Raw genomic sequence first — 25893 nt, forward strand, 5'->3', positions numbered from 1 at the left:
TCGTTGTCACCGTTGCCGCGGGCGCCATCGCGCAGGCGGACGACCTTGGTGTTGTCGTCGCCCTTGAGGCGGAACTCGTCACCGGAGACCGGGATGAGCTCACCGGAGTGCCCGGCGAAGCTGATCGTCGCGTTGTCCGTCGCCCAGCAGAGATCGCCGGGCTTGTTGGGTCCGGTCGTAGGTGCGCCGTCGTCCGCGCACGGCTTGTAGCTGCGCTCGACGAAGCCCGGGGACAGGTCGAAACCGTCACCCGCCCAGGAACCCTGGTTGTTGGTGTTGGCGGTGCGGCCGTCGATGCTGCCCGAGCTGTAGGACAGGCCCAGCTTCGGCGTCAGGTCACCCGGCATCGCGGTCAACGGCATGTCGTAGGACCACGCGAACGAGCCGCTGTTCAGCGAGGTCGACCACGAGGACGCGGACGACAGCGGGGTCGCCTTGAAGTCCCCGCCCGGGCCCGCGCTGCCGGCCGTCGCGGCCAGGACGACGCCACCACCGGCGGCGGACTGCAGACGCATCCCGCCCACCGGCGCGGGCGCCGCCAGCGTGACCGCGTCCGCGGTGACCCGGCGGTGCTCCAGGTCGTTGCCGCCCGGCAGCGGCGTCTGCACCCGGCACTCCGGCCGGTCCGGGGTGGTCAGCACGCACCCGGGCAGCTGCACCAGGCGCAGCCGGGACCCGAACCCGGCGCCGCCGGCCTGAGCGAAGGCGCTGTAGTCGACCGCGACGTCCGCCTTCGTGCCCTGCGCGGTGTCCGGTGCGGACACGCTCAGCAGCACCCCGGATATTCCCGCCCGGCGGGTCAGGTCCTGGCCGAGGACCTGGACGTCGGCGTCGTTCGCCGCTGCTCCCACCGCGGTCAGCGTGACGGGCAGATCGCCCGCCTTCACCGTCTTCGCGGTCCCGGCCGCCACGGGCACCTTCGCGCCGCCGGCCTTCGGCCAGGCGGTCCGCTCGGCCGCGGGGGCGCTGACGGTGGTGTCCGCCTTGCGGTCCTTCACCTTCCCGGCCGAGCCCTTGACCGGCTTCTCCGGCGAGACTGCGGACGGCTTGGTCCAGTCGGACGCGGCGGCGACCGCGGCCAGTGGCAGCGTGGGCAGCAGCGACCCGACCAGGGCCGCGGCCACCACGGCAGCGGCCCGGGACCGGGACCGCCGCCCGGCAGCCCTCTCCCTACTCATGCGTACTCCTTCGATGTCGACAACAACGGCGCCCGTCGATGACCCGGCCCGCCTCGCTGCCCTCCGACAGACCCACCAACCCAAGGCCGGAGGACAACAAGGCGGGCCGGAGAACACACAGTTCTCCGGCCCGCACAGGAAATGATCAGGGACCGGTCGCCGAATCCAACTCGGCACTGTAGTCGGCGAGTTTGATGATCTGAGCCTCACTCAGCACACCTTGGAACGCCCACGCGTCGTCCAACTCGCCCGAGAAGTACTCACCGAACACACCCGATGCCTTGCTCCGCCCGAGCTGCAGCCCACCCGTCGCATCGAATGGCCGGATCGCCTGCGCCGACGAGGTCCGCGGGGAGCAGGTGGGGTCGTCACTCGTGCAGATCTGGTTCTCCAGCGTGGCGTTGGCGTAGAGGCTCAGTTGATTGGCGAGCGCATCGTAGACAACCGCCAGATGCGTCCAGTTCTCCTGGCCGAGGGTGACCGGCGAGTGCACCACCATCGTCCGGGGCGCTCCCGCCGCGTCCGTCCCCGCTACCACGGCCTGCCACTCGCCGAGGTGCTCCCCGCTGATCGGGTCGTCCTTCAGGTAGTGCCAGCGCAGCGTCACCGCATCACCGGTGGCGCCCCCCTGCGACAGCACCGTCATGTCCCGGTTCGGGGATCCCGCGGTATCCGCCCAAGCTGCCAGCGTGAAACTCTGGTTCGTGTGCACCACAGCTGCGCCGGTGGCCGCATAGGCGGTGTCACCGTTCAGCTGCAGCGCCCCCTGGTCCGAGTACAGGCCGCCGGCGACATCGATGGTCGCACCGCCGTTCAGCACCGCCCCCTGTGGCACCGGACCCTCACCGGGGCTGACGAGCGGCGAGCCGGAAGCCGAACTGAGCTTCCACCGACCGGCCAACTGCGGTCGCTGCGCGATCATGTCCGCCGCCTCCGGCCCGGTCACGACCCGGTCGAAGACCCGCACGTCGTCCACGTCACCACCGAAGAACTCGGCGTTGACACCCTCACGATTGACCGCACCCACCTGCAACGGCCCCGGGCTCGCCCACGGCGCGGTCTGCGTGTAGTCCGCCTCACCGACCAGGAAGCCGTTGATGTACAGCCGGGTCTTCTTCGCCACCGCGTCCGACACGCCCAGCAGATGCACCCACTGGTTGTCCGTGCCGGAGAAGCAAGGAATCGCGTTCACCAACGTGCCGGGCGCGCAGTCGGCCTGGGCCGCACGCACCAGGGTGTCCGCGGAGGTGTCCTCCTTGTACCGACCGAAGATCCACTTCTTGCCGTACGCCGAGTAGTACAACGAGAACTCGTTGTTGTGCTGCCCGTTCTGCGTCACCACCATCTTCGCGGTCGTGTCGCCCGCCGCCGGCTGAGGCAGACGCGCCCAGGCAGACACCGAGAAGCTCGCTGCTCCGTCCACCTGCGGCCGAGCGGTCCGCGCGTAACCGCTCGTCCCGTCGAGGTGCAGAGCCTTGGCGACCGTACCGGGAACACCGGCCTGCACCCCGCCGCTCGCGATCAGCGGGTCGGACTCCGGGAAGCCGACCGCCGGAGCGACGCTCTCGTCCAGGTGCCAGACGGCCTTCGCCGGGAGGCCCGTGGTCAGCGGGCGGTCGGCGGCCGAGTCGGCCGCCTCGGAGGCGGACAGTGCCCGGTCCCAGACCTTGAGTTCGTCGAGCGAGCCCTTCCACGGGTCGACGTACCCACCCATGTAGCGGAACCGGCCGAGCTCGAGAGCGCCGCGCGATGCGAACGACTTCGGGGCCGGGGCCTGTGCGGCAAGGGCTCCGTCGACGTAGAGCAGCACCTTGGCCGCGGCCGCGTCGTAGACCCCGGTCAGGTGGGTCCACCTGTTCGGCGCCGCCGGCGCCGTCCCGATGGCCGGCTGCCAGCCGAATCCGTCGGCCAGGTCCGCGGTGTACGTGACGAAGGCCCACTTGCCGTCGCGCTCGCCGAGGTCGAAGAAGGCGGTGTTGCCGGCCGCCTGGCTGACCGCGGTGCGGGTCACATCGGCGTCGGCGAGGTTGGCCCACACCGAGACGGAGAAGCTCCGGTCGGTGTCGAGAACGGCGGACTCCGTGCCCGCGTACCCGTCCGAGGTGCCGTTGAACGCCACGGCGCTGCCCAGATGGCCGGGCACCCCGGCCGTCGCACCCGGGTGAAGGGCTGCGGTGACGCTGCCGCCACGACCGGCAAAGGTGGTGCCGGAAGGCTCGTCCAGGCTCCAGCCCGCCCGCTGCGGCTGGCCGTTCAGGACGTTGAAGTAGTAGTTGTGGGACTCCGAGACGTTACCGGCAGCGTCCACGGCCTGAGCCGCCAGGAAGTGGGGGCCCGCAGCCTCCGGCAACACCTTGATCGTCCGCGGCGCGCCGCCCGTCGCCGCCACCTCGTGCACCGCCGAGGCGCTCGTGTCCAGGCCCCACTGGTACTTCACGACGTCGGTGTTGGCCGAGCTGATCGTGAAATCGCCGTACCTGCCGACGCCGTCGCTCCACGGCAGCGTGTCCGCGGGGTTCATCGAACCGGCGTAGGAGGCGGACGCCAGGGTCGGGCCCTCCGGACGGGTCTTGTCGACACCGAAGTAGCAGACGGTCGGGTCTCCGTCCGAGGACCACGGCCCCCAGCTCGCACCGTCCCAGGCTCGCATCTCCCAGCCGTAGGAGCCACCGACCGAGGCCGGCATCTCCGGCAGCGAAACCGAGAACAGCGAACCCGACCCCTTGAAGGAGTTGCCCGGCGGGGCCGCTCCCTCGCTGCCCGTCGACCACCACCGACGCTTGTAACCGGTGCTGCCGTCGTCCCAGGCAACCGCGAACTGGACGCCGAGGGCCTCGCCGTCCGGGTCACTCGCCGTCGCGCTGATCTGCGGCCAGTTGTTGATCCCCACACCCGTCGACGAGCAGACGCTGCCGGGGGACATCGTCAGCTGGCTCATCGGCGTCTGCCGCGGCGGCAGGTTGTAGTACACGCGCAGGAAGGCGTCCCTGGTCAGGCGCTTCCAGCTGTTGCTGTCGTTCTCGTTCTCGGCCCTGAGACCGAAAGTGGTCCACGACCATCCCGAGCTCGCGGCGTCCTGGACCAGGTCCTTGACCCCGCCCGAGGTGCCGCCGAACTCCAACCAGCCACCCGGGCAGCTACCGCTCCAGCCCTTGGCCGCGCTCATCGTCTGCAGCTTGCGGCTCCAGAAGCCCGCAGCGTTCTGCGAGTTCCAGTTCGTGCCCGAGGACACCCAACCGGTGTTCCAGAGCTCGATGTTGCTCGGCGTGCAGGAGTACGAGTGGCTCTCGTAGGTGCCGAACTCCGCGCTCAGGATCTGCTTCCCGATGAACGAGCTGGTCGGGATCTGGAAGAACGCCCGCTTCACGTCCTTGGGCGCGCAGCGGCTGGTGTCGCCGCAGTAGCCGACACCCCAGTCGTTCACGTTGGAGCCGTCGGAGGTGAAGTGCCAGTACGCCTGGGAGGCGTAGTAGCGCGAGACACCGGCCCAGTCGGCCGCGTTCGGCGTGTTCCACGCCGGGTCGATCATCACCGGGAAGACGGTGCCGGAGTCGTCCAGCATCGCCTGGTCCGGGGTGAGGACCAGCTTGTCCTGGGCAGCCGGCAGATCGACCTTGATCAGCGCGACCTTGGCACCGTCGCCCGGCGCGAGCCCGTCCTGCGGATCGCCGGTGGCGGGGGCCGCGGGGGCGAGCAGGGACCGCGCCTTGGAGGCCGGTACGGTACGTGCCGCCGGGGAGGTGAAGGCGCTGGCGCCGGGGGCGCCCGCCGCCGGGCGGGAGGAGTCCCACATCACCGGGGTCGGCGCCTCGAAGACCGTTCCGCCGCCGCTACGGTCGACAGCGGTCAGCGAACCGTCCGCGGCCTGGACGACCTTGAGGCCGGAACCGGTCAGGCCCAGCCGGAGCTGGTCCAGGTCGGGGTTCTTCGCGGCCTCGGCGCTGTGCACCGCGATGATCTGGCTGAAGCCGGTCGGCGTGGCGGTCAGCTTCAGATCGACGTCCGGCAGGATCGAACGGTACTCCGCCGTACTGCCGTCGACCACCGGCTTCGGCAGCGCCGTCGGCCAGCTGAGCTTCAGCTCCTTGCCCTGCGACGCCATCCGGACCAGCGGCTGGGTGCTGCCACCACCGGAGAACACCACATCGGCGGTGACCGCCTTCGGAGCCACCGAACCGTCGGCACGCACCGTCAGCGCGGGGTCGATGTCCGCCCAGCCGCCGGCCTTGCGCACCCGGTGCGGCTGGACGTACGTGGTCGCCAGCAGCCGACCGTCAGGCTGGGCAATCACATCGGAGGTCTCGGTCCGCTTCGACAGCACCTCGACCGGCTTCCCGGTCCGCTTCGCCTCCGCGACGGCCGCCACCTCCGCAGCGTCCCCCGAGGCCGTGTCGCCACGCCCGGCACCGCTCGCGGCGGGGCTGGGCGTGGCCTTGGGCCCAGCGTCCGCAGCGGCGGCAGCCGCCGGGACGACGCTCGATCCGATGAGCGCGCCAACGGCGACGCTCCCCACCAGCCAGCTGCGAGCTGACTGTCTCCACCGGCTGTTCGCCACTGCACTCCAGTCCTGAATTTTCATCGACTTCTCAGACGCGGCGAATCTTCGTAGGCGCCTGATTTGGCGTCAACCAATAACCGGGCCAGCATGCTTCGGGCGTCTGACAAGGCGTCGAACAAAGGCGCAGCAGATCCCCCAAAGCAGACAACACAGCACCTCAAGGCGTGATGCACGTCACAAACGATCGCCGGAGCTTCGTCGCTCGGTCACGGTGCAGCCGTCCGTGTCGACGGCGATTCCGCATCCCGCACCAGCTCCTCCTGCCGGCCCCGGGCAGGTGGGAGACCAGGGTCACGCCGGCCCTCCGCCCGTGGTCGGGCGGGCGCCGGTAGGCTGCCGCTGCTACCCCGTCCGACCTGCGAGGAGTCCCCCTTGGCCGCCAGTGCGACCGTGCCCGAACCGGCGATCACCGTGGTGGGGATCGGGGCCGACGGCTGGGCCGGGCTGTCCGAGGTGGGGCGGGCCGCGCTGCGGGAGGCGGGGGCGGTGATCGGCGGCCCGCGCCAGCTGGAGCTGCTGCCGCCCGAGGTGGCCGCCGAGCGGCTCGCCTGGCCCTCGCCGCTGCGCCCGGCCGTCCCCGGGCTGCTGGCCGCGCACCGCGGCCGCCACCTGGCGGTGCTGGCCAGCGGCGACCCGATGTTCTACGGCATCGGCCGCACCCTGGCCGAGCTGGCCGGCCCGGACGCGCTGCGCGTCCTGCCGCACCCGTCCTCCGTCTCGTACGCCTGCGCCCGGCTGGGTCTGCCGCTGGAGGAGGCCGAGGTGGTCAGCCTGGTCGGCCGGCCGCTGGACTCGCTGGCCGCCGCGCTCTACCCGGGCCGCACCGTGCTGGTGCTGAGCGCCGGCGCCGACACCCCCGCCCGGGTGGCCGCGCTGCTGGCCGCGCGCGGCTACGGGCCGAGCCGGCTGCGGGTGCTGGAGCAGCTGGGCTCCCCCGCCGAACGCCAGCTGGCCGGCACCGCCGCCGACTGGCCGCACCCGCCCGGCGACCCGCTGAACGTCATCGCCGTCGACTGCGCCCCCGAGCCCGGCACGCCGCGCGCCCAGCTGGTGCCCGGCCGCCCCGACAGCGCCTTCGAGAGCGACGGCCAGCTGACCAAGCGGCACGTCCGCGCCGCCACGCTGGCCAGCCTCGCGCCCGCGCCCGGCGAGCTGCTCTGGGACGTCGGCGGCGGCTCCGGTTCGATCGGCATCGAGTGGCTGCGCGCGCACCGCAGTTGCCGCGCGGTGGCGGTGGAGCGCGATCCGGTCCGGGCCGAGCGGATCACCCGGAATGCGGCCGCGCTCGGGGTGCCCCGGCTCCAGGTGGTGTCGGGGGCGGCGCCCGCCGCGCTGGCGGGCCTGCCCACCCCGGACGCCGTCTTCATCGGTGGCGGCCTGACCGCCCCCGGGCTGCTGGCGGCCTGCTGGGCCGCACTCCCGGCGGGCGGCCGGCTGGTCGCCAACACCGTGACGCTGGAGTCGGAGGCGCTGCTCACCGAGTGGTACCGGCGGCACGGCGGCGAGCTGCTGCGCCTCGCGGTGGCGCACGCGGTGCCGGTCGGCGGTTTCACCGGCTGGCGGCAGGCGATGCCGGTCACCCAGTGGTCGGTGGTCAAGGGCATGGACGTGGTCGAGAGCATGGACGTGGTCGAGGTTCCGGAGCAGGGAGAGCAGCAGTGACCGTCTACTTCATCGGGGCCGGCCCCGGCGCCGCCGACCTGATCACCGTGCGCGGCCAGCGCACCCTGGCGGCCTGCGGGGTGTGCCTGTACGCGGGCAGCCTGGTGCCGCGCGAGCTGCTCGCCGAGTGCCCGCCGGACGCCCGGCTGGTGGACACCGCGCAGCTCACCCTGGACGAGATCGTCGCCGAGATCACCGCCGCCCACGGACGCGGCCAGGACGTGGCCCGGCTGCACTCCGGCGACCCGTCGGTGTTCAGCGCGGTCGCCGAGCAGATGCGGCGCCTGGACGCGGCCGGCATCCCGTACGAGGTGGTGCCCGGGGTGCCTGCGTTCGCGGCCGCCGCCGCGGCGCTGAAGCGGGAGTTGACGGTGCCGACGGTCGGCCAGACCGTGATCCTCACCCGGGTCGCCCGGCAGGCCACCCCAATGCCCGAGGGCGAGGACCTGGCCACCCTGGGCCGCAGCGGCGCGCTGCTGGTGCTGCACCTGGCCACCCGGTACGTGGACAGCGTGGTCGAGGAGTTGCTGCCGCACTACGGCGCCGACTGCCCGGCCGCCGTGGTGGCGATGGCCAGCCGCCCGGACGAGCTGGTGCTGCGCGGCACCCTCGGCGACATCGCCGGCCAGGTGCGGGACGCCGGGGTGGTGCGGACGGCGGTCATCCTGGTCGGACGCACGCTGGGCGCCGAGCAGTTCCGCGACAGCCACCTGTACTCGGCCGAGCGGGAGCGCCCGCACGGGCCGTGCTCCTGATGCCGTTCCACGTCCTGATCCTCGGCGGCACCACCGAGGCACGGCAGTTGGCGGCCGAGCTGGTGGCCGATCCCGACCTGCGGGTGACCAGTTCGCTGGCCGGCCGGGTGGCCGAGCCACGGCTGCCCGCCGGGGAGGTGCGGATCGGCGGTTTCGGCGGCCCGGCAGGGCTGGCCGCCTGGCTGCGCGAGCACCGGGTGGACGCGCTGGTGGACGCCACCCACCCGTTCGCCGCCGGGATCAGCCGGAACGCGGCCGAGGCCGCGGCCGAGGCGGGCGTTCCGCTGCTGGCGCTGCGCCGGCCGGGCTGGGCGTCGGTGGCGGGCGACGACTGGCACCCGGTCGGCTCGCTGCCCGAGGCGGCGCAGGCGCTGCCCGGGTTGGGCCGCCGGATCTTCCTCACCACCGGGCGCCAGGGTCTCGGCCACTTCGCCCACCTGCGCCGACTCTTCTTCCTGGCGCGGTCGGTGGACGCACCCGAGGCGCCGCTGCCGCCCGACCTGACGGTGCTGCTGGACCGGGGGCCGTTCACCCTGGACGGCGAGCTCGCGGTGCTGCGCGAGCACCGGATCGAGGTGCTGGTGACCAAGGACAGCGGCGGCGCGGCCACCGCACCGAAGCTGGCGGCCGCCCGCGAACTGGACCTCCCGGTGGTCGTCGTCCGCCGTCCGGAGCCCCCGGCCGGGCTGCCCACCGCACCCGATGTGGCGGGCGCGGTGGCCTGGCTGGCGGCCCGGCCCGGGCGCTGACCGGGCGGGCCCGCCCCTGGGTCAGCCCGCGTGCTTCGCGGCCCGCAGGTGGTCGAGCGCCGCGGTGAGCGCGTCCTCGGCCGGCACGGCGAGCTCCGGTACGACGCCGACGCCCTCCCAGTTGGTGCCGGTCACCGGGTTGATCGAGCGGGCGGTCGGCACGGTAACCGCGATGTGCGGGGTGAGCGGGAAGCGTTCGGTGGGGTGCGCGCCGCCCTTGGTGGTCTCGCCGACCAGGGTGGCCCGCTGCTGGGACTGCAGGTTGTAGGCGATCTCCTCGCCGCCGGAGAAAGTGGCGGAGCTGGTCAGCAGGTAGACCGGACGGTCGAGGTAGCGCGGGGCCGGCAGGTGGGTCGAGCTCCAGAACTGCTGGGTGCGGCCGCTGGCCCCGTCGTAGATGTCGTTGAGGTGGACGGTGCCGTCGGCGAAGAAGTAGCTGCACCACAGCACCGCGCCCTCCGGCGAGCCGCCCCGGCAGTGTCGCAGGTCGAACACGAACGCGTCGGTGTGGGCGAGCAGTTGCATCGAGGCGGCGAAGACCGCGGCGCCGTCGGCCGGGGTGGCGACCAGTCGCAGGTCCAGGTAGCCGACGTTGCCGTCGAGTTGCTCGACCTTGCGGACGCCGAAGTTCTCGGCGCGGCAGAGCGCGGAGAACCGGGCGTCCTCGTCCGCGTCCTCCGCCACCTGCTGCGGCTCCTCGCTCCACAGCAGCCGCAGGTGCTTGTCGGGGCAGACCTCGTGCAGATGGCCGGTGACGGTGGTGCACAACTCGGTGCCGGCCAGGCCCTCGTACTCGCCGGCGGCGAGGCGGCGGCGGATCGCGGTGTCGACCTCGGCGGCGCGCTCGGGGAACACGTAGCCGGCGGTGATCCGGGTGAGGGCGTCCTCGAGTATCGCGGTGTTGGTTGTCATGCGCCGGATGCTAACGCGGGGGCCCGGCCCCGTCGCGATCTTTTGCGGGGCCGGGCCGGGGTGCTGCGCGGTGCTGCGTCGGGCCCGGTCAGCGGGCGGCGGCCGCGAAACCGTTCACCCAGAGGGAGTTGACCCGGTTCTTCTCGGCGGTGTTCGGGTACGGGTTGGTGCAGGAGGTGCCGGGGCCGCCGCCGGACATCAGCTCGCTGCACGGGCCGGAGTAGTGGTCCGGCAGGCCGAGCACGTGGCCGGTCTCGTGCGCCACCACGCGCAGCGAGGCGTACTGCTGGTTCTGCCGGTAGTCGAGGAAGACGTAGCCGCTGCCGTGGCCGTCGGTGCTGGCGTAGGAGCCGCGCGAGTCGTTGCCCTCGTAGTAGCGGAAGTCGGCGTTGCTGCCGCTGCGCAGCTGCACGTTGCGGACCGAACTGTTCCAGATCGAGGCGCTGTTGGCGATCGTGGTGCGGAAGGTCGGCGCGCTGCTGGCGTCGTAGGTCACCGTGACGGTCTGCAGGAACGGGTTGGCGGCCTTCTTGGCGAGCGCCGACTTCATCACGGCCTCGTAGAAGGCCTGGTTGTTGGCCTTCTCCTCGGCGGACCCGGTGTAGGAGGACGCGACGTAGCCCTGCTGGGGGGCGGAGTCGACGGTCGCCGCGGAGGCGGCGGGCACGGCGGCGATGCCGGCGGCCAGCGCCAGACCGAGGGCAGCCGTCAGCGACAGGACGGAACGCTTCATGTGGGGGTACTCCGTTCGCGAGTTCCACGGCGGTTGGGGGCGCCGCGGAAACCGGATGAACTGGTGATGCACAGAGCTTGGGTCAGCCGGTGGCGGGTGCGGAGGATGCCAGCCGGCGATAGCACGGCCGAATACCCTTGGTGGCGGCGGGGGTTCGCCGGGGTTCCCGCAGCTCGGGCGCGGTCTCGCCATCTGACATGGCCCTGGCAAAGACTTGGCCTGTTCGTTATGCTCCCTTTGTGGAGCTCGACGTGAGACACCTGCGCGTGCTGTGCGCCATCGCGGACACCGGCAGCGTGCGGAAGGCGGCACTGCAGCTCGGCATGACCCAGCCCGCCCTCTCCACCCAGCTGCACCGCATCGAACGGACCATCGGCGGCCGGCTGTTCCACCGCCAGCAGACCGGCAGCCAGCCCACCCCGCTCGGCCACTCGGTGCTCTCCCGGGCCCGACCGATCGTCACCGAGATGGCCACCCTGGTCACCGCCGCCCGGCAGGAGGCCGCCGGGGCCGAACAGCGGCAGCTGCGGATCGGCAGCGTCGGCAGCCGCGCGGTGCCGGCCTGGCTGCGCAAGGTGCACGACCGGCTGCCGGACACCGACACCACCATCCACATCGACATCTCGGCGATCGCCCTGTTACGCATGATCGCCGCCGAGCAGCTCGACATCGCCTTCGTGCACGAGAGCGAAGGCTTCCCGCTCCGGGTGCCGGCCGACACCGAGCAGCGGGTGCTGATGGCCCGCGAACCGCAGTTCCTGGCGCTGTCGGTACGCCACCCGGCGGCCACCCAACCGGTGGTGCGGCTGACCGACCTGGCCGGGGACACCTGGATGGTCGACCCGGCGGCGGACCACGAGTACGCGGCCATGCGGCGGGTGTTCTCCGGGGCCGGGGTGGATCCGCGGGTGCTCCAGGTCCGCGACAACGCCACCGCCGCCGAACTGGTCGCCTCCGGCGAGGCCGTCCGCCCCTGCCAACCGACCTCCGTCCCCGTCCCGGGCACCGTGGTCCGGCCCCTGCACGGCGACCCGCTCGGCGTCCGCCTCCTGCTCACCTGGCGTACCGGCGCCCTCGCCGCCCCCGTCCTGGACGCCCTCTACACCGACCTCTGCACCGCCTACCTCGACCTCGCCCGCGCCAACCCCACCTACCTCGCCTGGCTGCTGCGCCACAACCGCTCCCTGCCCCACCTCCTCGGCCCGGCGCGGCACTCGCCCAACTAGCCACGGACTGTCGCGCTCCACCCGGGCGGCGACCGTGCAGCTCCTAGTACTCCAGCTGTAGATCGTGATCAGGCGTCAAGGTTGCTGCGCAGTCCTCGCTGTACCGAGGCCCTTCCCTCTCGCAGGCAGTAGGTCACGGCCCCGTACTCTTCGCTCATGCATCTCGGAAGATCCATAGCCCTGCTGATCGGCGCATCGGTACTGGTCAGCGCATGCTCCACCACGCCTGCCTCGCCTCATACGGACGCAAGCAGCTCCCCAGCCGGGGCAGCGACCGCCGCCGCCCTGCCCGCAGCAGGTTCTCCAAGCGTGCGAGCCAAGTTGAGCGCCGCCGATCTGCAGGGCCGTTGGTGGACCTGGGCGGCTTCGAGCGTCAGTGACTCGAACCCTGTCTCAGATCAGGACGGCCACCTGTGCGCTCAGGGCCAGACAGCCGGCATCTGGTTCCTGGCCGGCACCTTTGGCGGGACCGTAACGCGCTCGTGCACAGTGCCCGCAGCGGTACCAGTGGCCTTCCCTCTGGTGAACCTCTTCGGCAAAGCGGCCGACTGCTCAGCATTCATGGCCTCGGCCCAGGGGAGCGCCATCCTTGACGGCCAAGCCCTGGAACCCGAACGATACGAAGCTACAGCTGTGCAGATCAGTGCAGTGGATGGCAATCCACTCACCCAGGGTGGGGGACACTTCCGAACCCAGGCATGCGGACTCTGGGTACAACTGGAACCGCTGGCACCTGGCAGTCACACACTGGGCATCAGGGGATCATCGGGATCCTTTGCCGTCACCGCCGACTACAAGCTTCAGGTCTCGGCCAACTGAAAAACGGCGCTCACTCCAGCTGTTGATCGTGATCTTGCTGGGGGCGGGTCCGAAGACAGCACGGCCACGGTTGATCATCGGGTGTTGTGTGGACAACCAAAGATCAACCGGTGGCCGTAGGTCACAGCGTAAACCCTGCCCGTTGGCAGTTGATGTTCGAGGATCTGATGGGCCGGGTTGCCGGCCGGTGCGTGCGGGTAGAACCCCGGCGGCGGGCGCGGGCGTTCGTGCTTGGGATGCTCTCCGAACTGCCTCGGAAGAAGTGCTGGACGATCGCCGAGAACGCCGGGGACGCCACCCCAGACGGCATGCAGCACCTGCTAAACAGAGCCTCGTGGGACGCGGACGAGCTGCGTGATGACGTTCGCGAGTACATCGTCGAACACCTTGGGGACGAGGAAGCGGTCCTGGTTGTGGACGAGACCGGCGACCTGAAGAAGGGCACAGAGAGCGTCGGCGTGCAGCGTCAGTACACCGGCACGGCAGGCCGGATCGAGAACTCGCAAGTCGCCGTCCACCTTGTCTACTCCGCCGAGCGCGGGCACGCGGCCATCGACCGACAGCTGTATGTCCCGCGGTCCTGGACGGACGACCAGAACCGCTGCCGCGCCGCAGGCATCCCCGACGACCTGGGCTTCGCCACCAAGCCTGCCTTGGCCATCCAAATGATCGCCCGTGCTCTCGACGCGGGAGTCCCGGCCGCATGGGTGGCCGGCGACGAGGTCTACGGCGCGAACCCCCAGTTGCGCGCCGAGTTGGAGCAGCGTCAGATCGGCTACGTCCTGGCGGTGTCCTGCTCCCACCCAGTCGCCACCCGCGCGGGTGCCTTCCGGGCCGACGCCCTGGTCCGCCGTCTGCCGAAGCGGGCATGGCAGCGTCTGTCCGCCGGAGTAGGCGCCAAGGGCCAGCGTTTCTACGACTGGGCGCAGGTCGACATCGACGACGCCGCCGCCCGCCCGGGGCACCACCGGCTGATGGTCCGCCGCAACCGGCGCACCGGCGAACTCGCCTTCTACCGCGGCTATTCGTCCCACCCCGTCCCTCTGGCCGTGCTGGTGAGGGTGGCGGGACGCAGGTGGACGGTGGAGGAGACGTTCCAAACCGGGAAGGGGCTGACCGGGCTGGACGAGCACCAGGTGCGCCGCTGGCACTCCTGGCACCGTTGGACCAACCTGGCCATGCTCGCCCACGCATTTCTGGTGGTTACCTCCGCCGCCGAACGCGCCCGTAACCCGACGCCTCCCGGCCTCATCCCGTTGACCTGCAACGAGATTCAGCACCTCTTCGCCACCCTGGTCGCCCAGCCAGTCCGCGACATCGCGCACCGACTGCGCCGGTCGCTCTGGCGACGCCGCCATCAAGCACGTTCCCGCACCAGCCACTACGAGTGGCAGGCCGCTCAACAGCTATGAAGATCACGATCTACAGCTGGAGCACCAGCGGCGTCCACCTGAGAACGTGACATACGCAGGGGCGTTCGTCGTACCGGCTACGGCCTCACGACCGAAGCGGTCCACACGTACCATGTACTTCCCGGGAATTCGCGGACACTGATGCACAGTTCGGGCCGCGGCCCGAGCGGGGGTGGAACGGCCTTCGGCCACACAACGGGGGTTCGATGATGGAATTGTCGGAGAGAGTCAAGGACGCGCTCGATGACCTTGGTTCATCGGATCTGGAGTCCCGAGTTCGTGCTGTCGAAGAACTCGCGGCCTGCTCGTCCACCATCGCCGCTCAGGTGGCGGCGTCGTTCGAAGGGGATGAGGAGGCGCGCTCCCTGATCTTCGAGCGGCTCGGCCGGTTCGGGTCACTGATGCTGGAGCCCATGGAGCAGGTGTACCAGCGAGCGGATGATCAGAGTGTGAAGCTGATGTCAGCGTCGGCTCTTCTCTACATGGGCAGCAAGGTCGGAGTTCCATCGCTCATGGCGGCGATCAGGCCTGGGGATCCCAACCTGTGCATGGCTACGATCTCTCTGTCCGCGGCCGGATACTCCGAGGCAGCGGAGCCGATCGAAGGCGCCCTGCTCGGGTGCGATATCTCGGACGCTCGAACCTTGGAGTGTCTCGCATCCTCGCTCAGGAAACTGAACCATCCAATGTCTGACCGTGTTCGCATTCGCTTGTCGAAGGTCGAGCCGAAGTGGCTGCGCGATTCACTCCTCTACTGACGTGGATTTCCAAAGGATTCTGCCGATCGGGTACACCGACCTGTTGACGGTTGGTCGAGGCTCAGCGGCTCGATGTCCAGGTCGGTGCGCATGAGGTCGCGCATGAGGGCCATGGCCGGGCGGCGGGCGGCGATGAGGGGGCGTCCGTCAGGAACCGAGAGGATGAGGTACCGTCGCCCAGTTCAACCGCACCCGCCGGATCGAGTACCCCACCACCCGCGGAACCGACCACCATGCCTCCTACGTCTCCCGCGCCGACACCGGCACCGACCTCAGCGGGCGCAACCTGCGCGAGACCTCGACGTCCACCGCGAACCAATCTGTCAGGGTGAGATGACACGTACTCGAGCTCGCACAGCATGGCCTTCCTGGCCGTCACCTTTCTTCTGGCAGGTTGTGGAACTACGGCCAGCACCCCCGACTCGCCGCACCCGGAATCGAGAAGCAGCTCGTCGTCGATCCCCCGTGTCCCGCCGTCCGGGCTCCAGTCGAAGTACCGGGTGGCCATCCCGGAGGACGCGGTCGACGTCACCTACGGCGAGAAGTCGGAGTGGGGCAGAAGCGACTTCTGGGTATCCTTCAGGTTGCCCGCCGAAAAAGCAGGCGACTTCTTGAAAGCGATCGGCCTCACCGGGCACTTTCGTGCTTGGAGCTTTCCGTTCACCCCGGCCGATCTGACAATGGCCGGCTGGCAGGTTACCCCGGGGCCGAACACCCGAGGCGGAACGATTCCGGTCGCCGATGACAGTGTGCATGCTCCATCACGGAGCGTGGTGATCGATCAATCAGTACCGGACTGGCCCAAGGTCTACGCTCTGTCCTCCATCGCCTGAGACGTGCCGATCCAAGGCAGAACTCTCCGGGCGCCTGCCGCAGCTCGAACCCCGACTCCATGGCAACACTTGAACCAAGGACCTCATGTCTGACGAGAAGTTCATGAAGATGTGCCAGTCGGCTGCGCCTTGGCTCCTCCTGGCAATGGCGTCGCTCGTGCTGCTCTTCGCCTACGGCACCAACATCGAGAGTGATCCGTGGCGGGACGTATCGGCCTTCCCCGGACGCCCCAGGCCGGTCTATGCGCAGACCTCCATGGCGATTTCCGTCGTCAGCGCCATGATGCTCGCCCCGACTCTCTGGATCGGACGATCCAACCGGAAGCTCCTGATCGCTTCATCTGTCGTAGCGCTCCTCGTTGTCGTGAGGATGGCGACACTCGTCGGACAGCTGTAGACCGGTCGAGCGACTCGGTGTGGATGCGGGCAGGTGGACCCGGCGCGCGGCGGGCGGGCCCGTTCGGGCTTGTTCGGCGGGGGCTGACGGTCTCGGTGCTGGCGTTGGCGATGGCTGCCTGTGCGTCCAGCCCGGGCGAGACGTACACCGCCGGCTCCGTGGAGCTGAGTGGTGTCTGGCACAGCGCAGCGGGCGGCACGTTGACGATCCGCGCCGATCGCAGCTTCAGTCTTGCGTGGGAGGCCGCCGGTGCGCCGGACGACTGCGAACGGTCGGCGGCCGAGGGCAGCTGGAGCTTTCTCACGCCTGATCGCGTTGGGTTCTCGCGGGCGGACCCGGCCCTGAACTCGGGCGACACGGTCGCGTTGAGCTTCCGCTCGGGGCCGGTGAGCTGCTCCCTGGGCGCGGACATCAGGCGGGTGAGCGGGAAGATCGAGCTCTGCGCGACGATGGATCCGGACTCGACCTGTTCGGCATCCGACATGTTCGTCAAGGAGGGCTGAGCATCACTTCTCGGTCGCCCGGAGGCAGCCGTGGTGAGTGCGCTCCGGTGGGTGGGGCCGTGGGCCCGGGTCGACGGTGACGACCCCGAGGTCGCGAAGTCCGTGGGCGGCGGGAGGAAGCGGTTACCCCCACCCCTGCGCTCCGGAGGGGTGAGGAGGTGCTCATGGGAGAACCGAAGAACGGCTGGGACGGGGAGTTCCAGGAATTCATGGTCGGCGCCTGGCCCCGGCTGCTGCGGACCGCCTACCTGCTGGCGGGCGATCAGCACGGCGCGGAGGACCTGGCGCAGTCGGCGTTCGAGCGGGCTTTCGCCGCCTGGGCCCGGGTCCGGCGGGCCGAGGACCGGTACGCCTACGTGCGGCAGATCCTGGTGAACCAGCACGCCCGCCGCTTCCGCCGCCGCCTGCCCGAGCTACTGGTGGACGCCGTGCCGGAGGCGCCGAGCCCCGAGGACGGCTTCGCCCGCTCCGACGAACGCGCCGCCCTGGTCGCGGCGCTCGCCACCCTGCCACCCCGGCAGCGGCAGGCCGTGGTGCTGAGGCACTGGGAGGACCTGAGCGACAGCCAGGCCGCCGCGGCGATGGGCTGCTCGGTCGGCGCGGTGCGCAGCCAGGCGGCGAAGGGGATCGCACGGCTGCGGGCGGCCACCGCCGCGCCGGGCACGCCCGAGAACTCCAAGGTCATGACCCACAGCGGAGGTGCAGTGTGAACGCGGACGGTACGAGCACGGTCGGGCCGGACACGGCGTGGGTCGGCGAGAGCCTGGCGCAGGCCGCCGGCGGGGTGCGGATCGGTCCGGTGCCGGTCGGCGCCGCACTGGCCGGCGGTCGGCGGCTGCGGCGCCGGCGGCGGGCCGTGGTGGGGGTGATCGCGCTCAGCACATCGGTGGTGCTGGCGGGCGGGGTGGCCGCGGGCCTGCACCAGCTCCCCCGCACCGGCGCACCGGCGCACCGGCGCACCGGCCGCCGCGGTCGCCCCCGCCGCCGGGCCCACGGCCGCCTCGGCGGCGGTGCGGGACCCGTTCACCCCCGTACGGGCGGTGCTCGCGCAGGGCAGCACCGCGGACGGGAAGGTGTGGAAGGCCTGGGCGGCCCTGTGGCCGCGGGCCGACCGGGCACAGGCGGTGCGGCAGGCCCAGCTCCTCTGGGCGGAGCGGCACGCGGCCGACCCGTCGCTGGCCGCGCCGACGGCGGAGTTCGTCCAGCAGTACTGGCAGCCCGACGACGACGTGGTGAACCTCTACTTCACCCTCGACGGCGTCCGCCTCCCGAACGACAGCACCGGCTCGGCCCCGGCGCCGTCGACACCGCACGCCGGCGCCGCCGGTTCGCCGACCGGGGTGCTGCTCGGCCACGTCGGCAAGGGCGACACCGTGGCGCCGGTCGACCTGGCCGTGCTGCAGGTCGGCTCGGACGTCGGCAAGGTGGTGGTGACCTGGCAGGACGGCAGCACGGACGAGCCGCAGCTGACCGCGCTGGCGGACTCCCCCGTGCACTGGGTCGCCGTGCCCAGGCCGGCGGGCCGGACGGCGAAGCAGTGGCAGTTCTACGACCGGGCCGGCACGCTGCTCTCGACCGATCCGGCCGGCCTGCCGGGCTGAGCGCCGCGGCGGCACGGCGACGCCTAACAGCTACGCACATCCGGTGATTGACGGAGCGTCAGATGACGGGAGAGGCTCGTTGCGGGGGTGCCGACGTGGTGCGCCCGCATCCGTCGAGCGTAGAGATGAGCTGGTGCACATGACGACTGCCGTCCCGCAGTGGCCCGGTGAGTGGCAGGCCGAGATCCAGTCGATCAACATCGGCAACAGCGCGCTGGGGCCGACGAACTCGCTGTTCAAGGGAGCCCTCGCGACCCACCCGCCGCTGGCCGGGGTGGTCACCTCGTTCATCACCAGCCTGCTGGACCCGCACGCCACGCTCGACGCCGACAAGGCCCTGCTGATCGCGATGAGCAACGCGCTGGTCGACCCGGTGAAGATCGCCAATGTGCCGCTCCTGACCCAGCAGAACGGCGGCTACCGGCTGCCGAGCGCCTTCCCGCTGCCGAGCTACACCGCCGCCCTGGAGTGCATCGCCGCCAAGGCACTCTGGCTCAACGGCCACACCGAGTTCCTGCCTTGGCCGTTCGACGACGTCGCGCTCAAGCCCGACTTCGCGATCCGGGGCATGTGCCCGGCCGTCCCGGGCGCGGACGCCAAGGTGTTCTACAACGCGTGCACCCATGTCGGCGACTCCCTGAAGGTCGGGGGCACGAAGACCACGGCCGACCTGGTGAACAGCCTCTACTCCGGCATCACCGGCAAGCTGGGCGCCTACCCGACCAAGAACGTCACCGTGTTCCTGGACGCCTGCGACAACCCGTGCCTCTACAACGCTGCGGTGGTCAACTTCAACCGCGCGACGCTCTGCGCGTCGCTCACCACGAAGATCACGCAGGAGCTCAACCCTGAGCTCAAGCCGCGCCTGACCTCGGTGTTCGTACTCTTCCCGGACTGGCACCTGGAGCAGCTGCCGGCCAACAGCTGGCGCTGAGCCCCTGGCCCGTACCCGCGCAGCTCCTCGCCACGCCGCGAGGGGCTGTCGCGCGTTCCGGGCCGGAATCGTGCGCACCGGAAAAGTGAGGAGTTCCATTCCGTCGAATCCGGTCCGTCGCATTTTCGACGCTCTGTCGGCCGACAGAGCGTCATGAACCGTACGTCAACGGACCACACCAGAATCGAAGCCTCCGGAACACAGGTCGAAACCTGCTTGCGACCCCCGGACACGCAGTGTTCGGATGATCCCGGCACAACCGATCAAACGCACGAACTGTCGTGCACGGGGGGAGAGTTCTGCCATGTCTGCAATATCCAGGAACACGATCTTGATGGTCGCGGTCGGCGCACTGACCGCCGGTACCGTCCTGCTGAGCGGCACGAGTGCCGAGGCCAAGGACGGCGGCGGCCCCGCACGGACCACCGACAGCGGCGTGCTGGCGCACGCGAAGAAGGTGGCACCGCTCAACGCCGTGGCGAACGCGCTCGGCGAGCAGGGCCGCGGCCGGTACGCCGACGTGTACGGCAACCTGTCCGTCGACGAGAGCGGTCGCACGGTCACCCTGTACGCGATCGGCGCGGAGCAGGGCCGCAAGATCGTCGCCGCGGCGAAGGCCGCCCACCCGGGGATCGACACCTCGCTCGTCAAGGTGGCCGTCTCCCCGCACACCAAGAAGAGCCTGGACGCCCAGGTCCAGCAGATCATCAGGGCGACGGCCGCGTCCGACGCCGCCGACCTGGAGGTCTACTCGGTGGCGGTGAACCCGGACTCGTCCGGCATCACCGTGTCCGGCCGGGGCGACAAGCTCGCCTCCATCACGAGCCGGATCCAGGCCAGACAGGCTTCGATCGCGGCCGCCGCACCCCCGGCCCAGGGCGGGACCGCGCAGGTCCAGGTCGTCGCCGGCGAACCGATCCACGGATCGTCCTGGCGCTGGAACGACGGCGTCCCGCAGATCGGCGGCGACGTCCTCATCGGCGACGCCCACCAGAGCGGGTACGCCTCGCAGTGCACCGCGGGCCTCGCCACCGAGGACTCCAACGGCCGCGACTACCTGGTCACCGCCGCGCACTGCTTCCGGAACGGCTCGACCGTCAACGGCGAGGGCGGCTCCAACCCGGGCCAGTTCACCTACAGCCGCGGCGGCTGGATCGGGCAGGTGGTCAACACCAACGACCACTGGGACGCCCAGCTCATCGACACCGGCGGCTACAACGGCTCCGGTTCCAACTCGGACGAGGCCGACCAGCCCGACGGCAAGTGGTACTACGTCAAGGGCACCGCCTACTCCTACAACGGCCAGTCCGTCTGCCAGGACGGCGCGCGCTCCTACTACAGCGGCCACGGCGTGCCCTGCAACATCAGCGTCAAGAACGACGACATCACCTACAACCTGACCTGGAACGACGGCTCCGTCCACAGCGTGCGCGGCGTCCAGGGCTACAACTCGACCTGGGCCGTCATGGAGGGCGACTCCGGCGCCGCCGTGTTCACCGTCACCAACAGCACCGACCGCGAGGCGCGCGGCATCGTCTCCGCCCTGGCCGGAAACCAGTGGATGTACTGGACCGAGGCCCCCGACATCCTGGGCGGCTTCGGTCAGCACCTGAACCCGCACGTCTGATCCCTCGGCCGCACCCGGAGGGGCGTACCGGAACCGGTACGCCCCTCCGGGCGTCCAACCGCCCCGAGCAACCGTGAAGGAGCCCCGCGTGAAGAAGGCCCTGTTCCTCGCCCCCCTGCTGGTCCTCGCCGCCGCGTGCGGCAGCACCGCCACCTCGGCGACAGGCTCGAAGAGTCCGGGCGCGGCCGACCCGACGACCACCTCGCCACCGATCGAGCGCCAGCAGCGGACCCTGGCCTGCGGCACCACCATCGCCCCGCCGCTGATGGAGTCGCTCGACAGCGACCCCGTGCGGTTCACGCTGACCGCCGCCGTCGCGCGGGAGAGCGGGGTCACCGTCTCCTACCGGATCACGGCCGCCGCGCCGGAGACGATGCTGTCGCTGCCGATCGGCGAGATCCCACCCACCGCCCTCCTGCTGAAGGACGGCACGATCGTCGCCACCGGAACACCCGTGAAGCCGAGCGTCGAACCCGCTCCCGCCATCGGCTACCCGGTCGGCAAGCAGCCCTACGAGAAGGATCTGACCGTCGACCGCGCCTGCGAGGGGACGGCCTTCAAGGACGTGTCGACCCATCCCGACCGGTACCGGGCGGTGGTCGTCATGTCGGTGCAGAACGCGGGCATCCCGAAGGACACCAAGAACCCCCTGGTACAGGCCTCGCGGACACCCCAGCCGGGTACCGGGGCGTAGCCGCGCCCCACTGGCCGGTCAGCGGCCGGGGAACTCCCCCGCCCGCACCCCGGCGACGAACGAGCGCCAGGCGGCGGAGGGAAAGACGAGGGCGGGCCCGTCGGGGTCCTTGGAGTCGCGGACGGGCATGAGGCCGTCGAAGCCGTCCGCGACCTCGATGCAGTCGCCCCCGTCGCCGGTGCTGTAGCTGCTCTTCCGCCAAGAGGCGGCGCTCAGGTCGGGTGCGGTGTTCATAGTGCGCAGGGCCTCCATCGCCGAGCGGATCCGGGCCAGCGAAGAGCTGTCTGACAGCGACTCACTCAGCAGCAGATCATAGCGGTAGGACCACTCCGCGAATCGGGCTGGATCATCGACCAGCTGTCCTCGGTGAATTCCTTCGGCGTAGATCACGTCGGGTTCGTGCGGGAGGGTCAGGAGCGTGAAGCTCTGGTCGAATGCCGCGCATGCACCGGTTCCGAACGGGGCGACCCTGATGACGATGTTCGGCAACTTGGCCATGCGGATCAGGTGATCGAGCTGGCCTCGCATCACCTCTGCGCCGCCGTAGTTCCTCGACAGGACGCCCTCATCGAGTACGACCAGCAGGCATGGTCCGTCGTCAGCCGTCAGGATTCGCTGGCGTGCCAGTCGCGCCGCAACCCGCTCGTCGATCACCTCCGGACTCGCCAGAGGGTCGCGGCCTCGGAACAGGACTCGCGCGTAGTCCGCGGTCTGCAGAATGCCGGGTACCAGTTGGACCTGGAACTTGCGGATGATCGTCGCTTCCGCCTCCAGCCCCGCGTACCGCCGGAACCAGTCCGGGTGCGTGACCGCCGCCTGCCAGTCCACCTTGGTCCAGATCCGCGCCAGCAGCTCCCCGGTGCCCAACTCCCGGTCGCAGTCGCGCGCGAACTCCTCCGACGGCTTGCGGGTGGCGCCCTCGACCCGGCTGATCTGGCCGGCGGTGCAGTGCACGCGGCTGCCGAGCTCCTGCTGGCTCAGGCCGGCCGCCTCTCGGGCGTACAGCAGCTCGGAGCCGAACATGGCGGGGGAACAGGTGATCGGGCCGGCGAGGCCCTTGCGACGGTTGATGGCAACCCCCGGTTGTGTCAGATCGTTTGGAAAGTCCGATCGCTCGCCACGCTACCCGCGAGCCGCAATCCTTTGTAGCGGAACGGAGCAACTCACTCACCTTGCGTAAGCACCTCCGGAAGGCGGCTTCGCCATGCCCGAAACGCTCGACAGACCCCCCGGCACTCACCCCGCTCACCCCACGCAGAGCCTCTGGCTCCCCCGCCGCCCGAGGTCGGCCCGCGCCGCCCGCAAGCTGCTGCGCGAGTTCCTGGCCGGCCTCCCGTGCGGCCAACGGTACGCGTGGGCCGGTGAGTTGCTGCTCTCCGAGCTGGTCACCAACGCGGTGAGCCACGCCCGCGTACCGCCCGGGCGGAAGATCCACGTCCGGCTGGCGGTGGAGTTCGGCCGGCTGCGGATCGAGGTGCACGACGCGAGCCCCGTACTCCCCTCCCCCGCCGTGCCCGGGGAGTTGGACGAGTCGGGCCGCGGGATGCAGCTGGTCGCGCTGCTCTCCGAGGCGTGGGGTGTCGCGCCGCGTCCGGCCGGGCCGGGCAAGGTGGTGTGGGCGACGGTGGCACCGGACCGGGAGGAGGACGGCGATGCGCGGCACTGAAGCGGAGCTGCCCCGGGCGGCGGCGTTCGAGCTGGCCGTCCGGCTGGCCGGGGTGACGGGCACCCGTTCCCGGGTCGTCCCGGCGCCGGACGGCAGCTACCGGGTGGAGGCGCCGCTGCCCGAGGGGCTGGCCGGCGACGCCCAGTGCGGGGTGCTGGAACTGCTGCGGGAGGCGGACCGGTTCGGTCACCGCGCCAGGGCGTTCGGCCAGGTGGTGTGGGCCGAGCTCGACCGGTACGGGTCGGACCGGCCGGACGGCGCCCCTCGGGCGGGTGGTCCGGACTCCCGGGAACCGGCCCACCGTGCGCTGCGTCCACCGGCACACCGGTAGCCTGGCACCCCCGACGGGCGAAGGAGTGGTGGGCGATGGGCGACCGGGGCGATGCCGGTGTCGAGGTCGACCCGGTCCCTGGCGACGGCGCGGCGGAGCTGCCGGAGCCGCCCGACCCCGAGGCGGAGCGGCTCGGCCGGCGGATCGAGTTCCTGTTCGGCCACGTCCAGCCGTTGGGACGGCGTTTCACCCTGCAGGAGGTCGCGGACGGGATCCGGGAGCAGGGCCGGCCCGGCGACCCGCGGATCTCGGTCGGCCGGCTCTGGACCCTGGTGAAGGGCCGGGCCGCGAACCCCACCATCGGCACGCTCCGCGCGCTGGGCGAGTTCTTCGGCGTGCCGCAGGCGTACTTCATCGACGACGAGGTGGCCGAACGGGTCTCCGCACAGCTGGCGCTGATCGCGGCGATGCGGGCCAACGACGTCCGCTCGGTCGCGCTGCGGGCGGCCGCGGTGGCCACCATGTCGAGTCACGGGCTGGAGACCGTCCGGTCGCTGGTGGAACACAGCGGGGCGGTGGAGAGCGGCCTGGCCGCCGGAAGCGGCCCGGCGGCGGCAGCCTCGACGGCACCCGCGACGACGCCGGCCGTGACGGACGATCACGGAGGTTAGACTCGCTGTGGGCGGATGGCGGGGGCCGGCGTGTGAGCCGCCCTGCACCGGGGGGACATCCATCCATGGATCAGACGAAATGGGCCGAGTTCAGGGAGCGTTGCGACGCACTGCTGGACCGGATCGACGTACCGAGGCCGTTCACGGTCGAGAAGCTCGTCGCGAAGATCGCGGCGGACCGGGGGCGGCCGCTGCGCCTGCTGCCGCTGCCGGCGCGGAGCAACGCCGCCGAGGTGGGCATCTGCGGGATGTGGGTCGCCTTCGGCACGGTGGACCACGTCTACCACTCCGTGGTGACCAGCCCGATCCATCAGACCCACATCGTCCTGCACGAGCTCTCGCACATCCTGCTCGGCCACCGGCAGTCGGGCGAGCCCGATCCGTCGGAACTCCAGCAGCTCTTCCCCGACCTCGATCCCGCGATGGCCGCCCGGCTGCTCGCCCGGGGCCGTTCGGAGGCGACCACCGAGCAGGAGCGGGAGACCGAGCTGCTGGCGTCGTTGATCTGGCACCGCTTCGAGAGCGCCCCGGTCGCCCAGGCGTCGGCACCGGCGGCGGCCGCCGACACCCTGCACCTGATGATGGGGGCCCTGACCGGCCGGTACGGACGGAAGGGCACCGATGCGACCGTTTGACCTCGTGGTGCTCCCGCCGATCCTGCTGATCACGCTCTGGAAGGCGCGGGCGCTGCCCGGGGCACCACGGCGGGAGCGCGCCCTGTGGGGCGTGTGGGCCTGCTGGACCGCCTCGGTGATCATGGGGGTGCCCGCCGTCCGGCGGGTGATCGACGGCGCCGTGGGTGTCCAGAGCTTCACCAATGTGCCGGTGCACGTGGCCTCGCTGGCCGCGGTGACCTGCCTGGTGGAATTCACCCGGGAGGTGACCGGTGCCCGCAACCGCCGGGCCACCGCGATCACCCTGGGGGTGCTCGGGGCAGCCGCGGCCGGCCTGCTCGCGGCGTTCGCGGCGATGCCGCACCCGGACGGCGACACCGACCTGCTGACGGCCGGCGCCTCGTCCCCGTCCGCGCTCGCGTACTGGGCGATCCTGCTGGTGTACGTGTCGTTCGGGCTGGTCTCCACCACGCAACTGTGCTGGCGGTACGCCCCGTTGGCGGCGCCGGGGCCGTCCCGTACCTCGCTGCGCCTGATGCAGGCGGCGAGCATGGGCGGCCTGCTCTACGTGCTGCACCGGCTCGTCTTCCTGACCTCCCGAGCAGCAGGGTGCCACCTGTTCGACTCCTCCGCGGTGGCCGGGACCACCCAGGTACTGCTGGCGTTCACGCTGGTGCTGCTGGTGCTCTCGATCCTGTGGCCCACGCTCGCCGAGCGCCGGCAGCGCCTGCGCGACCGCCGCAACGCCCGCCGGGTCGAGCCGCTGTGGCGGCTGCTCCAGCAGGCGACCCCCGAGGTGGTGCTGCCGCTGCCGGAGGAGCTGCGCCGGGACCCGCGGCTGCTGCTGTACCGGCGGATCATCGAGATCCGGGACAGTGCGCTGGCCCTGGACGGGCACCTCACCGAGGCCGACCGGACGGCGGCCGAGGCCCGGCTGACGGCTCTGGGCGTGGCGGGGAAGGATCTGGCGCCCGCGGTCGAGGCGGTGCTGCTGCGGACGGCTGTGGCGGCCGAGTTGGAGCGCCGCCCGGCCGGGGCCGGTGAGCGGACCCTGGTCCAGGACGGGATGGACCTCACCGCCGAGGTCCGCTGGTTCGTCCGGGTGGCGGTCGCGTCCCGGTCGGCGGCGGTGCTGGCGGTCGCCGAGGGCCCGGGGACGCAGGCACCGGCTCCGAGCTGACCGGGCCCGGCCGCGCCCGCCCGAGCGGTTCGGGCGGGCGCGGCCGGTGGTCCGAGCGGTCCTGGTGGACGCGGTCGGGGTGGGTCAGCGGGGCTGGCCCCAGTCGATGTACGTGGTGCCGCCGTCGTCGTCGCGCAGGT

24 protein-coding genes and 1 pseudogene are annotated in these 25893 nt (G+C 71.2%); 20 read left to right on the forward strand and 5 right to left on the reverse strand.

Features of this window, described 5'->3' with window-relative positions:
* Positions 1-1178: pseudogene (locus ABT014_RS00005) on the reverse strand (sugar-binding protein); the annotation flags it as partial.
* A gap of 145 nt (positions 1179-1323) precedes the next feature.
* Entirely contained in the window at positions 1324-5544 is a 4221-nt protein-coding gene (locus ABT014_RS00010; RefSeq protein ID WP_350635073.1) for a LamG-like jellyroll fold domain-containing protein, read from the reverse strand.
* A 564-nt stretch (positions 5545-6108) separates the two neighbouring features.
* Here ABT014_RS00010 and cbiE point away from each other — a divergent pair.
* Genes cbiE through ABT014_RS00025 form a run of 3 tightly spaced genes read left to right on the forward strand, consistent with a single transcriptional unit; the run spans position 6109 to position 8902 of the window.
* Positions 6109-7398, forward strand: coding sequence for a precorrin-6y C5,15-methyltransferase (decarboxylating) subunit CbiE (gene cbiE / locus ABT014_RS00015; protein ID WP_350635075.1), 1290 nt, complete (start codon positions 6109-6111; stop codon positions 7396-7398).
* On the forward strand, positions 7395-8153 hold the full coding sequence (gene cobM, locus ABT014_RS00020; protein ID WP_350635077.1) for a precorrin-4 C(11)-methyltransferase: 759 nt from the start codon (positions 7395-7397) through the stop codon (positions 8151-8153). Before cbiE ends, cobM begins: the two co-directional genes overlap by 4 nt.
* Positions 8153-8902, forward strand: a complete 750-nt coding sequence (locus ABT014_RS00025; protein ID WP_350635079.1) for a cobalt-precorrin-6A reductase — start codon at positions 8153-8155, stop codon at positions 8900-8902. The genes cobM and ABT014_RS00025 overlap by 1 nt, the downstream gene beginning before the upstream one ends.
* A 21-nt stretch (positions 8903-8923) precedes the next feature.
* Here the strand turns inward: ABT014_RS00025 and ABT014_RS00030 are convergent, their stop codons facing one another.
* Entirely contained in the window at positions 8924-9814 is an 891-nt protein-coding gene (locus ABT014_RS00030; protein WP_350635081.1) for a S41 family peptidase, read from the reverse strand.
* Between the two features lie 88 nt (positions 9815-9902).
* Positions 9903-10547, reverse strand: coding sequence for a snapalysin (gene snpA / locus ABT014_RS00035; RefSeq protein ID WP_350635083.1), 645 nt, complete (start codon positions 10545-10547; stop codon positions 9903-9905).
* Between the two features lie 239 nt (positions 10548-10786).
* Between snpA and ABT014_RS00040 the strand changes: the two genes are divergently transcribed.
* The 12 genes from ABT014_RS00040 to ABT014_RS00095 all read left to right on the forward strand — a co-directional run bounded on the left by ABT014_RS00040 (position 10787) and on the right by ABT014_RS00095 (position 21351).
* The gene (locus ABT014_RS00040) at positions 10787-11773 is read left to right on the forward strand and encodes a LysR family transcriptional regulator (RefSeq protein ID WP_350635084.1); all 987 of its coding nucleotides are present in this window, start codon (positions 10787-10789) and stop codon (positions 11771-11773) included.
* Between the two features lie 156 nt (positions 11774-11929).
* A complete protein-coding gene (locus ABT014_RS00045) occupies positions 11930-12592 on the forward strand; it encodes a signal protein (protein ID WP_350635086.1) in 663 nt (220 codons plus the stop codon).
* A gap of 167 nt (positions 12593-12759) precedes the next feature.
* Positions 12760-14004 carry an IS701 family transposase gene (locus ABT014_RS00050; RefSeq protein WP_350635950.1) on the forward strand — a complete coding sequence of 415 codons (1245 nt, stop codon included), beginning with the start codon at positions 12760-12762 and terminating at the stop codon, positions 14002-14004.
* Positions 14005-14210: 206 nt separating this feature from the next.
* The gene (locus ABT014_RS00055) at positions 14211-14762 is read left to right on the forward strand and encodes a hypothetical protein (protein WP_350635088.1); all 552 of its coding nucleotides are present in this window, start codon (positions 14211-14213) and stop codon (positions 14760-14762) included.
* 359 nt (positions 14763-15121) lie between these two features.
* Complete coding sequence (locus ABT014_RS00060) at positions 15122-15595, forward strand: hypothetical protein (protein ID WP_350635090.1); 474 nt, start codon at positions 15122-15124, stop codon at positions 15593-15595.
* A gap of 85 nt (positions 15596-15680) precedes the next feature.
* Positions 15681-15992, forward strand: coding sequence for a hypothetical protein (locus tag ABT014_RS00065; RefSeq protein ID WP_350635092.1), 312 nt, complete (start codon positions 15681-15683; stop codon positions 15990-15992).
* 158 nt (positions 15993-16150) lie between these two features.
* Entirely contained in the window at positions 16151-16495 is a 345-nt protein-coding gene (locus ABT014_RS00070) for a hypothetical protein (protein WP_350635094.1), read from the forward strand.
* Between the two features lie 164 nt (positions 16496-16659).
* Positions 16660-17205: a SigE family RNA polymerase sigma factor gene (locus tag ABT014_RS00075; protein ID WP_350635095.1), complete on the forward strand. Its 546-nt coding sequence runs from the start codon at positions 16660-16662 to the stop codon at positions 17203-17205.
* Between the two features lie 300 nt (positions 17206-17505).
* Entirely contained in the window at positions 17506-18096 is a 591-nt protein-coding gene (locus ABT014_RS00080) for a hypothetical protein (RefSeq protein WP_350635096.1), read from the forward strand.
* 139 nt (positions 18097-18235) lie between these two features.
* Entirely contained in the window at positions 18236-19030 is a 795-nt protein-coding gene (locus ABT014_RS00085) for a hypothetical protein (protein WP_350635098.1), read from the forward strand.
* A gap of 304 nt (positions 19031-19334) precedes the next feature.
* Positions 19335-20657, forward strand: a complete 1323-nt coding sequence (locus ABT014_RS00090) for a chymotrypsin family serine protease (protein WP_350635100.1) — start codon at positions 19335-19337, stop codon at positions 20655-20657.
* Between the two features lie 88 nt (positions 20658-20745).
* A complete protein-coding gene (locus ABT014_RS00095) occupies positions 20746-21351 on the forward strand; it encodes a hypothetical protein (protein WP_350635102.1) in 606 nt (201 codons plus the stop codon).
* Between the two features lie 18 nt (positions 21352-21369).
* Here ABT014_RS00095 and ABT014_RS00100 read toward each other — a convergent pair whose 3' ends face one another.
* Positions 21370-22374: a helix-turn-helix domain-containing protein gene (locus tag ABT014_RS00100; protein ID WP_350635104.1), complete on the reverse strand. Its 1005-nt coding sequence runs from the start codon at positions 22372-22374 to the stop codon at positions 21370-21372.
* Positions 22375-22555: 181 nt separating this feature from the next.
* Between ABT014_RS00100 and ABT014_RS00105 the strand changes: the two genes are divergently transcribed.
* From ABT014_RS00105 to ABT014_RS00125, 5 genes are all read left to right on the forward strand, one after another.
* On the forward strand, positions 22556-23017 hold the full coding sequence (locus ABT014_RS00105; RefSeq protein ID WP_350635105.1) for an ATP-binding protein: 462 nt from the start codon (positions 22556-22558) through the stop codon (positions 23015-23017).
* Positions 23004-23348 carry a hypothetical protein gene (locus tag ABT014_RS00110; RefSeq protein ID WP_350635107.1) on the forward strand — a complete coding sequence of 115 codons (345 nt, stop codon included), beginning with the start codon at positions 23004-23006 and terminating at the stop codon, positions 23346-23348. The genes ABT014_RS00105 and ABT014_RS00110 overlap by 14 nt, the downstream gene beginning before the upstream one ends.
* A 35-nt stretch (positions 23349-23383) precedes the next feature.
* Positions 23384-23959, forward strand: coding sequence for a helix-turn-helix domain-containing protein (locus ABT014_RS00115; RefSeq protein WP_350635109.1), 576 nt, complete (start codon positions 23384-23386; stop codon positions 23957-23959).
* Positions 23960-24024: 65 nt separating this feature from the next.
* The gene (locus ABT014_RS00120) at positions 24025-24594 is read left to right on the forward strand and encodes a hypothetical protein (RefSeq protein ID WP_350635110.1); all 570 of its coding nucleotides are present in this window, start codon (positions 24025-24027) and stop codon (positions 24592-24594) included.
* On the forward strand, positions 24581-25753 hold the full coding sequence (locus tag ABT014_RS00125) for an MAB_1171c family putative transporter (protein ID WP_350635112.1): 1173 nt from the start codon (positions 24581-24583) through the stop codon (positions 25751-25753). The genes ABT014_RS00120 and ABT014_RS00125 overlap by 14 nt, the downstream gene beginning before the upstream one ends.
* Positions 25754-25893: the final 140 nt, after the last annotated feature.

It is taken from the genome of Kitasatospora sp. NPDC094015 (assembly GCF_040304075.1).
GTDB lineage: Bacteria > Actinomycetota > Actinomycetes > Streptomycetales > Streptomycetaceae > Kitasatospora.

Excerpts from the sequence above, each read along its gene's own strand:
- ABT014_RS00055 (WP_350635088.1), top strand. The coding sequence starts at position 14,211 with ATGATGGAATTGTCGGAGAGAGTCAAGGACGCGCTCGATGACCTTGGT.
- ABT014_RS00030 (WP_350635081.1), bottom strand. The coding sequence starts at position 9,814 with ATGACAACCAACACCGCGATACTCGAGGACGCCCTCACCCGGATCACC.
- ABT014_RS00065 (WP_350635092.1), top strand. The coding sequence starts at position 15,681 with ATGTCTGACGAGAAGTTCATGAAGATGTGCCAGTCGGCTGCGCCTTGG.
- ABT014_RS00075 (WP_350635095.1), top strand. The coding sequence starts at position 16,660 with ATGGGAGAACCGAAGAACGGCTGGGACGGGGAGTTCCAGGAATTCATG.
- ABT014_RS00060 (WP_350635090.1), top strand. The coding sequence starts at position 15,122 with ATGGCCTTCCTGGCCGTCACCTTTCTTCTGGCAGGTTGTGGAACTACG.
- ABT014_RS00110 (WP_350635107.1), top strand. The coding sequence starts at position 23,004 with ATGCGCGGCACTGAAGCGGAGCTGCCCCGGGCGGCGGCGTTCGAGCTG.
- ABT014_RS00085 (WP_350635098.1), top strand. The coding sequence starts at position 18,236 with ATGACGACTGCCGTCCCGCAGTGGCCCGGTGAGTGGCAGGCCGAGATC.
- ABT014_RS00115 (WP_350635109.1), top strand. The coding sequence starts at position 23,384 with ATGGGCGACCGGGGCGATGCCGGTGTCGAGGTCGACCCGGTCCCTGGC.
- ABT014_RS00090 (WP_350635100.1), top strand. The coding sequence starts at position 19,335 with ATGTCTGCAATATCCAGGAACACGATCTTGATGGTCGCGGTCGGCGCA.
- ABT014_RS00050 (WP_350635950.1), top strand. The coding sequence starts at position 12,760 with ATGGGCCGGGTTGCCGGCCGGTGCGTGCGGGTAGAACCCCGGCGGCGG.
- snpA (WP_350635083.1), bottom strand. The coding sequence starts at position 10,547 with ATGAAGCGTTCCGTCCTGTCGCTGACGGCTGCCCTCGGTCTGGCGCTG.
- ABT014_RS00105 (WP_350635105.1), top strand. The coding sequence starts at position 22,556 with ATGCCCGAAACGCTCGACAGACCCCCCGGCACTCACCCCGCTCACCCC.
- ABT014_RS00125 (WP_350635112.1), top strand. The coding sequence starts at position 24,581 with ATGCGACCGTTTGACCTCGTGGTGCTCCCGCCGATCCTGCTGATCACG.
- ABT014_RS00100 (WP_350635104.1), bottom strand. The coding sequence starts at position 22,374 with ATGTTCGGCTCCGAGCTGCTGTACGCCCGAGAGGCGGCCGGCCTGAGC.
- ABT014_RS00025 (WP_350635079.1), top strand. The coding sequence starts at position 8,153 with ATGCCGTTCCACGTCCTGATCCTCGGCGGCACCACCGAGGCACGGCAG.
- ABT014_RS00045 (WP_350635086.1), top strand. The coding sequence starts at position 11,930 with ATGCATCTCGGAAGATCCATAGCCCTGCTGATCGGCGCATCGGTACTG.
- ABT014_RS00120 (WP_350635110.1), top strand. The coding sequence starts at position 24,025 with ATGGATCAGACGAAATGGGCCGAGTTCAGGGAGCGTTGCGACGCACTG.